Source organism: Micromonospora sp. AMSO1212t (genome assembly GCF_008868145.1).
In the GTDB taxonomy this organism is placed as follows: Bacteria; Actinomycetota; Actinomycetes; order Mycobacteriales; family Micromonosporaceae; genus Micromonospora; species Micromonospora tulbaghiae.
On the sequence record NZ_WBKS01000169.1, the window covers coordinates 1 to 10,180 of the forward strand.

Below are 10,180 nucleotides of genomic sequence, written 5' to 3' on the forward strand. Positions count from 1 at the left end.
GTCGTCGTGGGGCGGCGGGGCGCCGGAGTCGCTCCGTTCGCTCACAGGCCCTCCGCCCGGTCCTCGCCCAGCGCGGTGAGCCGGTCGCGCAGCCGGGACGCCTCGGCCGGAGGCAGCCCGGGCACGCGGGCGTCGCTCGCGGCCGCCGCCGTATGCAATTGCACGGTGGCGAGGTCGAAGGCGCGCTCCAGCGGACCCGCGCTCACATCGACGAACTGCATCCGCGAGTACGGCACGATGGACAGCCGCCGCACCAGCAGGCCGTGCCGCACGAGCAGATCGTCGTCGCGCTCGGCGTACCCCCAGGCGCGGACGGCGCGCACGATGGTGATCGACCGCCAGACGCCCAGCAGCAGCGCCCCGCCGACGGCGGCGCCGAGCAGCCAGTGCCCGGCCAGCGCCCAGGCCACGCCGAGCACCACGAGCGCCACCGCCAGCCCGATGCCGAGCCGGATCAGCTCCACCCAGATCAGGTCGCGCGAGATCGGCTGCCAGCGGACCGTGTCCGGCCAGGGCTCCAACGCGCTGCGCGAGGCGGGCGGGAGGCCGGCGGGGCCGCCACCGCTCATCGGGAGGACCTGCCGTGCTCGCCGCCGGTACGGGCTCGGATCATCTGCTCGCTCACGCTTCGAGCGTAGGCGATCAGGGCAGCGGGACCACCTCGCGGAGGAAGCCGCGTGCGTCGAGGAAGTCACCGAGGGAGCCCCGATGCTCCGGGCAGGCCAGCCAGGTCTTGCGCCGGTCGGGCGCGTGCAGGCGGGGATTGTGCCAGCGGAGCTGATAGGCGGCGGGCGCGCGACACCCCCGCGCCGAGCAGGTCAGCGTCTCGTCCGGGGTGGTGGGAGTCGTCACCGGGCGAGTCTAGAGGCCGCACACCGGGAGTTTTAGCGCCGGGCGGCCACGGGGGGAGCCGCCCGGCGACGGGGTGAATCGTACACACTGCGGACCCCTTGTTGTCCACCCGTGTTCAGCGTTTCCCGTGCGGCGGGACGGCGTGGACGGACGGCCGGGCGAAAATCGTGCCTCTCCCGCCCTCGGCTCTCAGCGAGGCATGACAGTCTTGATACGCACCACGCCGCGACGACGACCCTGCTGTGGAGGACCGGTGGCCCAGCCGACCACACCCGACGTGCCGAACCCGACCGAGGTGGCGCCGGACACGCCGCCCCCGGCGGGCACCACCCCGGCTCAGGACGCCACGCTGCTGGAGCGGGCGCTGTTCGAGACCAAGCGGGTGATCGTCGGCCAGGACCGGATGGTCGAGCGGATGTTCGTCGCGCTGCTCGCCCGGGGCCACTGCCTGCTGGAGGGCGTGCCGGGCGTGGCCAAGACGCTCGCCGTGGAGACGCTGGCCCGGGTCGTCGGCGGCTCGTTCGCCCGGGTCCAGTTCACCCCCGACCTGGTGCCTGCCGACATCATGGGCACCCGGATCTACCGGCAGTCCAGCGAGAAGTTCGACGTCGAGCTGGGCCCGGTCTTCGTCAACTTCCTGCTCGCCGACGAGATCAACCGCGCGCCGGCCAAGGTGCAGTCGGCGCTGCTGGAGGTGATGAGCGAGCGGCAGGTCTCCATCGGCGGCGAGAGCCACCGGGTGCCCGACCCCTTCCTGGTCATGGCCACCCAGAACCCGATCGAGCAGGAGGGCGTCTACCCGCTGCCGGAGGCGCAGCGGGACCGGTTCCTGATGAAGATCGTCGTGGGATACCCGACGGACGCCGAGGAGCGCGAGATCGTCTACCGGATGGGCGTCGCCCCGCCCGAGCCGGCCCGCGTGTTCGACACCCCGGATCTGGTCGCCCTCCAGCACAAGGCCGACCAGGTGTTCGTGCACAACGCGCTCGTCGACTACGCGGTCCGGCTGGTGCTCGCCACCCGGGCGCCGGCCGAGCACGGCATGCCCGACGTGGCCCAGCTCATCCAGTACGGCGCCAGCCCGCGCGCGTCGCTCGGCCTGGTCCGGGCCACCCGCGCGCTGGCGCTGCTGCGGGGCCGGGACTACGCGCTGCCGCAGGACGTGCAGGACATCGCGCCGGACATCCTGCGCCACCGGCTGGTGCTCAGCTACGACGCGCTCGCCGACGACGTACCGGCCGACCACATCGTGCACCGGGTGATGTCGACCATCCCGCTGCCCGCCGTCGCGCCCCGCCAGCAGGCCACACCACCGCCGCCGGCCGTGCCGCACAACGGGTGGCCCGGGCAGCGGCCGTGACCCCGCCCACCCGGCTGAGCGCCACCGGCGACCGCTCGGGGGCCGCGCTGGCCCGGCTCCAGCTCATGGTCACCCGCAAGCTGGACGGGCTGCTCCAGGGCGACTACGCCGGGCTGCTGCCCGGCCCGGGCAGCGAGGCGGGGGAGTCCCGGGAGTACCGGCCCGGCGACGACGTGCGCCGGATGGACTGGCCGGTCACCGCCCGCACCACGATGCCGCACGTGCGGCGTACGGTGGCCGACCGCGAACTGGAGACCTGGCTGGCCGTCGACATGTCGGCCAGCCTGGACTTCGGCACCGGGCGGTGGCTCAAGCGGGACGTGGCAGTGGCCGCGGTGGCCGCGCTGGCCCACCTGACCGTGCGGGGCGGCAACCGGATCGGCGCGGTGGTGGGCACCGGCGGGCCGGGCACGATGCTGCGGCTGCCCGCCCGCTCCGGCCGCAAGGAGGCCCAAGGGCTGCTGCGGGCGGTCGCCGGCGCCGAGGTCCGGCCCGGCCGCAGCGACCTCGGCGCGCTCGTCGACACGCTCAACCGGCCGCCCCGGCGACGCGGCGTGGCGGTGGTGATCTCCGACTTCCTCGCGCCGCCGCAGCAGTGGGGCCGGCCGCTGCGTAAGCTGCGGGTCCGCCACGACGTGCTGGCCGTCGAGGTGGTCGATCCGCGGGAACTGGAACTGCCCGACGTGGGGGTGCTGCCGGTGGTGGACCCGGAGAGCGGGGAACTGCACGAGGTGCAGACCGCCGACCCGGGCCTGCGCCGCCGGTACGCCGAGGCGGCGGCCGCCCAGCGCGGGGCGATCGCCGCCGAGCTGCGCGCCGCGGGCGCGGCCCACCTGCGCCTGCGTACCGACCGAGACTGGCTGCTGGACATGGTGCGTTTCGTCGCCGCGCAGCGGCACGCCCGCACCCGAGGGACGACTCGATGATCCGTTTTCTGCAACCGTGGTGGCTGCTCGCCGTGCTGCCGGTGCTCGCCCTCGCCGCCGCGTACGTCTGGCGGCAACTGCACCGCCGGCAGTACGCGCTGCGGTTCACCAACGTCGACCTGCTGCGTACCGTCGCGCCGAAGGGGCTGGGCTGGCGGCGGCACGTCGCGGCGACCGCGTTCCTGCTCTGCCTGCTGGTGCTGGCGACCGGGCTGGCCCGGCCGGCGATCGACACCCGGGAGCCGCTGGAGCGGGCCACGGTGATGCTCGCCATCGACGTGTCGTTGTCGATGCAGGCCGACGACGTGTCGCCGAACCGCCTGGAGGCGGCGCAGGAGGCGGCCAAGCAGTTCGTCGGCGAGCTGCCGGAGAGCTACAACCTGGGGCTCGTCTCGTTCGCCAAGTCGGCGAACGTGCTGGTGCCGCCGACCAAGGACCGGGCCGCCGTCACCACCGCGATCGACGGGCTGGTGCTGGCCGAGGCGACCGCCACCGGCGAGGCGGTCTTCACCTGCCTGGAGTCGATCCGCTCGGTGCCGGCCGACGGCGCCGCCGGCATCCCGCCGGCCCGGATCGTGCTGCTGTCCGACGGCTACCGCACGTCGGGCCGCTCGGTGGAGGAGGCCGCCGCGGCGGCGCAGGCGGCGAACGTGCCGGTGTCCACCATCGCGTTCGGCACCGACTCGGGGCAGGTCGACATCGGCGGGCAGCTCCAGCGGGTGCCGGTGGACCGTACCGCGCTGTCCCAGCTCGCGGAGACCACGCAGGGCTTCTTCTACGAGGCCGCGTCGGCGAGCGAGCTGAAGCAGGTCTACCAGGACATGGGCAGCTCGATCGGCTACCGGACCGAGCCGCGCGAGATCACCCAGTGGTACGCGGGGATCGCGCTGCTGCTGGCCCTGTGCGCGGGCGGGCTGAGTCTGCTCTGGACGTCCCGGCTGGTCTGAGCCGGAATCGGCCGGCGGTGGTCAGTGACCGCCGCCGGCCAGCACGAACAGGACGGCCACCCAGACGGCGGCGAGGGTGAAGCCCAGCGGGGCGACGTAACGGCTCATGAGTGTGCTCCGTGGCGACGGTCGGCCCGGTGCGGGCCGTCGGGGGGTCGGGGCGTACGCGCACGAAGTCGTGACCGGGTGCTCCGCCGCGCGGCAGGGCCACCCCCGGTGTGTCAGCCGGAGAGCGGATGCGGTGCGGAGGGCGGGAAGCGGGTCAGCCGCGTCGACGGAGCCGTGGCTCAGCGGGGCTGACGGTGGGCCCGGCCACGACTGGGAGGATCGCTATCTCGCACAGCGATCACCTCCTGCGGTCGGCGGGGCCCGGCGCGGGCGCAGACCGGCCCGCAGACGCGATCATCGTACACCGGGGTGTGCGGGTGTCGCGCGCGCGGCCGCCGCTCCCGCGGACCCCGGCTGGAGCGGCCCTGTGACCTGCGCGGGTTAGCGCTTACCTGTCGGTAACCCCTAGGCTCCGACCGACCGAGAGATCACTGGAACAGAGGGGGATCCGTGGCCCGAACCGTGCTGGTGACCGGCGGGAACCGGGGGATCGGCCTGGCCATCGCGCAGGCGTTCGCCAAGCAGGGCGACCGGGTGGCGGTGACGTACCGGAGCGGCGAAGCCCCCGAGGGCCTGTTCGGTGTGCGGTGTGACGTGACCGACGCCGAGTCGGTCGACGCCGCGTTCACCGCCGTCGAGGCCGAACTCGGCCCGGTGGAGGTGCTGGTCGCCAACGCCGGCATCACCGACGACACGCTGATCATGCGGATGTCCGAGGAGCAGTTCGCCCGCGTCCTCGACACCAACCTGACCGGCTCGTTCCGGGTCGCCAAGCGGGCCTCGACGAAGATGCTCCGCGGCCGCTGGGGGCGGATGATCTTCATCTCGTCGGTGGTCGGTCTCTCCGGCGGCGCGGGTCAGGTCAACTACGCGGCCAGCAAGGCCGGCCTGGTCGGCGTGGCCCGCTCGATCACCCGCGAGCTGGGCACCCGCAACATCACCGCGAACGTGGTGGCGCCCGGGTTCATCGACACCGACATGACCGCGGGCCTGCCCGAGGAGCGCAGGGCGGAGATCCGCAAGTCGATCCCGGCCGGCCGGATGGCCACCCCGGACGAGGTCGCGGGGGTCGTCACCTGGCTCGCCTCGGACGCGGCCGGATACGTCACCGGCGCCGTCATCCCGGTCGACGGCGGCCTCGGCATGGGTCACTGAGCAGAGCACGGAGGAGACACGCAATGTCCGGACTTCTCGCCGGTAAGCGGCTGCTGGTCACCGGCGTCATCACCGACGCGTCGATCGCCTTCTCGGTGGCGAAGCTCGCCCAGGAGAGCGGCGCACAGGTCGTGCTCACCGGCTACGGCCGGCTCTCCCTGGTGGAGCGGATCGCCAAGCGCCTGCCCGAGCCGGCGCCCGTGATCGAGCTGGACGTCAGCAACGAGGAACACCTGGCCGGCCTGGCCGACAAGGTACGCGAGCACGTCGACGGCCTGGACGGCGTCGTGCACTCGATCGGGTTCGCCCCGCAGAGCTGCCTCGGCGGCGGATTCCTCGACGCCCCCTGGGCGGACGTGGCGACCGCGCTCCAGGTCTCCACCTACTCGTACAAGTCCCTCGCCATGGCCGCGCTGCCGCTGATGTCCGCCGGCGGCGCCGTGGTGGGCCTCACCTTCGACGCCACCAAGGCGTGGCCGGTCTACGACTGGATGGGCGTGGCCAAGGCCGGGCTGGAGTCCGCCTCCCGCTACCTGGCGCTGCACCTGGGCAAGCAGGGCATCCGCAGCAACCTCGTCGCGGCCGGACCGCTGCGTACCATCGCGGCCAAGTCCATCCCCGGGTTCGACCAGTTCGAGGACGCCTGGACCCAGCGGGCCCCGCTGGGCTGGAGCCTCACCGACCAGGAGCCCGCCGCCCGGGCCTGCCTGGCCCTGCTGTCCGACTGGTTCCCGGCCACCACCGGCGAGATCGTCCACGTCGACGGCGGCTACCACGCGATCGGCGCCTGACACCCGGACCCGGGGTGGCCGCCGCGCCGCCCCGGGCCGCGAGGGACAATGGTCCCCATGGCGTACGACGCGTTGGTGCTGGTCTCCTTCGGCGGCCCGGAGCGGCCCGAGGACGTTCTCCCGTTCCTGCAGAACGTGACCCGGGGGCGGGGGGTGCCCCCGGAGCGGCTGGCCGAGGTCGCCGAGCACTACCTGCACTTCGGCGGGGTGTCGCCGATCAACCAGCAGTGCCGTGACCTGCTCGCGGCGATCCGCGAGGACTTCGCCGCCAACGGCGTCGACCTGCCGGTCTACTGGGGCAACCGCAACTGGGATCCGATGCTCGCCGACACCGTCGCGCGGATGCGCGACGACGGGATCACCCGGGCGCTGGCGTTCGTCACCAGCGCGTACGGCGGCTACTCGTCCTGCCGGCAGTACCAGGAGGACATAGCCTCGGCCCGCGCCGCGGTCGGAACGGACGCCCCGCTGATCGAGAAGCTGCGCCAGTTCTGGGACCACCCCGGCTTCGTCGAGCCGCACGCCGACGCGGTCCGTGCCGCGCTGGCCCAGCTCGACCCGGCGAAGCGGGACAGCACCCGGCTGGTCTTCACCGCGCACTCGGTCCCGATGTCGGCGGCGGCCACCGCCGGCCCGCACGGCGGCCGCTACACCGCCCAGCTCGAGGAGGTCGCCCGGCTGGTGCACGCCGCGGCCGCGCCCGACCTGGCGTACGACCTGGTCTGGCAGAGCCGGTCCGGGCCGCCGCAGGTGCCGTGGCTGGAGCCGGACGTCAACGACCACCTGGCCACGCTGCCCGAGCAGGGCGTGACGGGCGTGGTGGTCAGCCCGATCGGCTTCGTCTCCGACCACCTGGAGGTGGTGTGGGACCTGGACACCGAGGCGCTGGAGACGGCCAAGCAGCTCGGCCTGGACTTCGTCCGCGCCGGCACGCCGGGCACCGATCCGCGGTTCGTGGCGATGGTCCGCGAGCTGGTCGGAGAGCGCACCGCCCCGGACGGGGAGCGGCTGCGCCGCCGCCTGGGCGAGCTGCCCGCCTGGGACACCTGCCCGGCGTTGTGCTGCGTGCCCCCGGCCCGCCGGCCCTGAGCCCGACCCGACGACACCCTGGGGACGACACGATGCTTGACCGCAAGCCGGTGCAGAGCTGGCTCACCGACATGGACGGCGTGCTGGTGCACGAGGGGCAGCCGGTGCCCGGCGCCCCGGAGTTCGTCAAGAAGCTGCGTGCCTCCGGCAAGCCGTTCCTGGTGCTGACGAACAACTCCATCTACACGCCGCGCGACCTCCAGGCCCGGCTGGCCCGGATGGGGCTGGACGTGCCGGAGGAGGCGATCTGGTCGTCCGCGTTGGCCACCGCCCAGTTCCTGGCCGACCAGCGGCCGGGCGGCACCGCGTACGTGATCGGTGAGGCCGGCCTGACCACGGCGCTGCACGCGGTGGGCTACGTGCTCAGCGACTTCGCCCCGGACTACGTGGTGCTGGGGGAGACGCGCACCTACAGCTTCGAGGCGATAACCAAGGCGATCCGGCTGATCAACGACGGCGCCCGGTTCATCTGCACCAACCCCGACGCCACCGGCCCGTCGATGGAGGGCGCGTTGCCGGCGGCCGGATCGGTGGCGGCGATGATCTCCAAGGCGACCGGGGTCGACCCGTACTTCGTCGGCAAGCCCAACCCGATGATGATGCGCTCGGCGCTGAACACCATCGACGCGCACTCCGAGTCGACCGCGATGATCGGCGACCGGATGGACACCGACATCCTGTGTGGCCTGGAAGCCGGGCTGGAGACGATCCTGGTGCTCACCGGCATCAGCAGCCGGACCGAGGCGGAGCGGTACCCGTACCGGCCGTCGCGGATCGTCGACTCGGTGGCCGACCTGATCGACGAGGTCTGAGCGCGAGCTCTCCTGCGGCTCCGGCTGCTGCTCGCCCGGCCGCTGTCGGTGGCGCTTGCGGCGCTAGAGCCGCAGCGGCGCGTTGCAGGCGGCCACCAGCGCCTGCCGGCACGCGGTGGTGAGCGGTCGCAGCGCCGCGTCCCGCTGCTGCGCCTCGTAGGTGTTCACCGCGCCGCCGGGCGCGCTCTCCCCGGCCAGCGCGAGCACCCGGTCCAGCACCGCCGCGCGGGCGAACAGGCGGCGGGCCCGCGGGTCGAAGCCGGGAGGCAGGTCGGTCGCGCCGTCCGGGCGGCGCAGCGCGGCGAGCGCGCCGGCCAGCTCGGGGCGCCACTGCGCGACGTCCAGCCGGGTCAGCGTCGCGGTGGTCTCGGCCAGCACGGCGGCCAGCTCGGCCTCGGCCTCCGCCGCGCCCGGCGTGGCGAGCGACGCCTTCGGCGCGTCCGCCGGCAGCGGATGGACCCGCCAGAGCACCGTCTCCCAGGTCATTCCCGAGCCGGAGGTGTGCGTACGGACCTCGGGCACCAGCCCCATCCCGCTCGCCACCACCGCTTCGCCCGCCACCAGCGCCGCCCCGGCGAACGCGCCCGGACCGGGCAGACCCCGCGGGTCGCCGGGCGCGGGCAGCACCAGGCGGATGTCGTCGGGCGAATGCTTGGCGAGGCTGGGCAGCGCCTCCCGCAGCGACACGTCGGTCCAGGTGCCGGGGGCGTCGGCGACCAGGTGCTCCTCGTCGCCGGCGACGGCGTCGGCCACCTCGTCGAACGGCACCAGGCCGGCTCGCCAGGCACGCACCCAGGCGACGAACCGGCTCGACCGGCGCGGAGCCAGCGTGGCCGCGCCCGTTGCGGGGGAGGACATGCGGAAAGGGTACGTGCTCCGCGCCGCTGCTGTCTCGGCTGCCGCTCCGGCGGCGCGACCTGGTCCCAACTACCCCCTTCGCACCGTTTCGTGCCGACGGATGACGGCCCGGTCGGCGCGTCGCCGAGCGACACGCCGGGACGCTGGCTAGCGTCTGCGGCATGGCGGGGCGATACGACGGGGACGTGCTGGCCGGCGACTGGCGACGACGGAAGGTGACCCCCGACGTCGACGCCGAACCCGACCTGGTGGTCGAGGACGCCGACTCCGGGTTCTGCGGCGCCGTCGTCGGCTTCGACTCCGGCGCCGTGGTGCTGGAGGACCGGCACGGTCGGCGGCGCAACTTCCCCCTGCTGCCCGCCGCGTTCCTGCTCGACGGCAAGCCGGTCACGCTGCGGCGGCCGGCCCGCGCCCCGGTGCCCGCCGCGCGCCGGCGTACCGCGTCCGGCTCGATCGCTGTGGACGGCGTGCGGGCGCAGGTCGCCAAGGCCAGCCGGATCTGGGTCGAGGGCGTGCACGACGCCGCGCTGGTCGAGCGGATCTGGGGCGACGACCTGCGCATCGAGGGCGTGGTGGTGGAACCGCTGGACGGCATCGACGCGCTCGCCGACGAGGTACGCGCGTTCGCGCCCGGCCCGGGCCGCCGGCTCGGCGTGCTCGTCGACCACCTCGTGCCCGGCTCGAAGGAGAGCCGGATCGTGGCCCGGGTCAACTCCTCGCACGTGCTGGTCACCGGGCACCCCTACGTCGACGTGTGGCAGGCGGTACGCCCGGCGGCGCTCGGTATCGCGGCGTGGCCCGTGGTGCCTCCGGGGCAGCCCTGGAAGGAAGGCGTCTGCGCGGCGCTCGGGGTGGCCGAGCCGGCCGACATGTGGCGGCACATCCTGTCCCGGGTGGACAGCTTCGCCGACGTGGAGACGCCGCTGATCAACGCGATGGAGCGCCTGATCGACTTCGTCACCGAGCCCGGGTGAGTGGTTGCGGCTCGGGGTAGCTGCGTTCCGGCGGTGGTTGCGGTTGCTGTCAGGGCTCGGCTTGCGCCCGGGGTGGTTGCGGTCGAGTGCCGGGGGCGACCGTGCCCGGCCCAGGCTCCCTTCCGGACTCCGTTCCCGGTGCCCTCACCTGGTTGATCAAGGAGTTCGCGGGCGTGCTGGAGATCAACGCCGACACAAACTCCTTGATCATCGCGGTCGGGCGGTGCGGGTGTGTGCGTCGATCATGGAGTTGTGGCCCCCACGGATCGGGCATAGCGGGGCGAAACGAGGGCCACAAGTGCAAGATC

11 protein-coding genes are annotated in these 10,180 nt (G+C 73.8%); 8 read left to right on the top strand and 3 right to left on the bottom strand.

All coding sequences use genetic code 11. The annotated features are described in order from the left end of the window. Positions 1–41: 41 nt before the first annotated feature. Both F8279_RS27380 and F8279_RS27385 read right to left on the bottom strand, forming a co-directional pair. Positions 42–569 carry a PH domain-containing protein gene (locus F8279_RS27380; protein WP_151501471.1) on the bottom strand — a complete coding sequence of 176 codons (528 nt, stop codon included), beginning with the start codon at positions 567–569 and terminating at the stop codon, positions 42–44. A 73-nt stretch (positions 570–642) separates the two neighbouring features. Next, positions 643–852 (bottom strand): hypothetical protein, encoded by a 210-nt coding sequence (locus F8279_RS27385; RefSeq protein WP_151501472.1) that lies wholly within the window; start codon positions 850–852, stop codon positions 643–645. A 253-nt stretch (positions 853–1,105) separates the two neighbouring features. On the opposite strand from F8279_RS27385, the gene F8279_RS27390 reads away from it, so the two are divergent. The 7 genes from F8279_RS27390 (at position 1,106) to F8279_RS27420 (ending at position 8,040) form a co-directional block, all read left to right on the top strand. Then, complete coding sequence (locus tag F8279_RS27390; RefSeq protein WP_091427411.1) at positions 1,106–2,212, top strand: MoxR family ATPase; 1,107 nt, start codon at positions 1,106–1,108, stop codon at positions 2,210–2,212. Further along, complete coding sequence (locus tag F8279_RS27395) at positions 2,191–3,138, top strand: DUF58 domain-containing protein (protein ID WP_091427414.1); 948 nt, start codon at positions 2,191–2,193, stop codon at positions 3,136–3,138. Before F8279_RS27390 ends, F8279_RS27395 begins: the two co-directional genes overlap by 22 nt. Continuing rightward, positions 3,135–4,085 carry a VWA domain-containing protein gene (locus F8279_RS27400; protein WP_151501473.1) on the top strand — a complete coding sequence of 317 codons (951 nt, stop codon included), beginning with the start codon at positions 3,135–3,137 and terminating at the stop codon, positions 4,083–4,085. The genes F8279_RS27395 and F8279_RS27400 overlap by 4 nt, the downstream gene beginning before the upstream one ends. 558 nt (positions 4,086–4,643) lie before the next feature. Continuing rightward, on the top strand, positions 4,644–5,348 hold the full coding sequence (gene fabG, locus F8279_RS27405) for a beta-ketoacyl-ACP reductase (protein ID WP_151501474.1): 705 nt from the start codon (positions 4,644–4,646) through the stop codon (positions 5,346–5,348). Positions 5,349–5,371: 23 nt separating this feature from the next. Then, positions 5,372–6,139, top strand: coding sequence for an enoyl-ACP reductase FabI (gene fabI / locus F8279_RS27410; RefSeq protein ID WP_151501475.1), 768 nt, complete (start codon positions 5,372–5,374; stop codon positions 6,137–6,139). A 57-nt stretch (positions 6,140–6,196) separates the two neighbouring features. Continuing rightward, a complete protein-coding gene (locus F8279_RS27415; protein WP_151501476.1) occupies positions 6,197–7,228 on the top strand; it encodes a ferrochelatase in 1,032 nt (343 codons plus the stop codon). Then, complete coding sequence (locus F8279_RS27420; RefSeq protein ID WP_192580785.1) at positions 7,177–8,040, top strand: HAD-IIA family hydrolase; 864 nt, start codon at positions 7,177–7,179, stop codon at positions 8,038–8,040. The genes F8279_RS27415 and F8279_RS27420 overlap by 52 nt, the downstream gene beginning before the upstream one ends. A 63-nt stretch (positions 8,041–8,103) precedes the next feature. On the opposite strand, the gene F8279_RS27425 is transcribed toward F8279_RS27420, so the two are convergent. Continuing rightward, positions 8,104–8,898 (bottom strand): hypothetical protein, encoded by a 795-nt coding sequence (locus tag F8279_RS27425; RefSeq protein ID WP_121685435.1) that lies wholly within the window; start codon positions 8,896–8,898, stop codon positions 8,104–8,106. Positions 8,899–9,059: 161 nt separating this feature from the next. Between F8279_RS27425 and F8279_RS27430 the strand changes: the two genes are divergently transcribed. Further along, a complete protein-coding gene (locus F8279_RS27430; RefSeq protein ID WP_151501477.1) occupies positions 9,060–9,872 on the top strand; it encodes a DUF3097 domain-containing protein in 813 nt (270 codons plus the stop codon). Positions 9,873–10,180 lie beyond the last annotated feature (308 nt).

What these genes read in the sequence shown, in the direction of transcription:
- F8279_RS27425 (WP_121685435.1), bottom strand. Translation starts at nt 8,898, where the DNA reads ATGTCCTCCCCCGCAACGGGCGCGGCCACGCTGGCTCCGCGCCGGTCG.
- F8279_RS27400 (WP_151501473.1), top strand. Translation starts at nt 3,135, where the DNA reads ATGATCCGTTTTCTGCAACCGTGGTGGCTGCTCGCCGTGCTGCCGGTG.
- fabI (WP_151501475.1), top strand. Translation starts at nt 5,372, where the DNA reads ATGTCCGGACTTCTCGCCGGTAAGCGGCTGCTGGTCACCGGCGTCATC.
- F8279_RS27415 (WP_151501476.1), top strand. Translation starts at nt 6,197, where the DNA reads ATGGCGTACGACGCGTTGGTGCTGGTCTCCTTCGGCGGCCCGGAGCGG.
- F8279_RS27380 (WP_151501471.1), bottom strand. Translation starts at nt 569, where the DNA reads ATGAGCGGTGGCGGCCCCGCCGGCCTCCCGCCCGCCTCGCGCAGCGCG.
- F8279_RS27430 (WP_151501477.1), top strand. Translation starts at nt 9,060, where the DNA reads ATGGCGGGGCGATACGACGGGGACGTGCTGGCCGGCGACTGGCGACGA.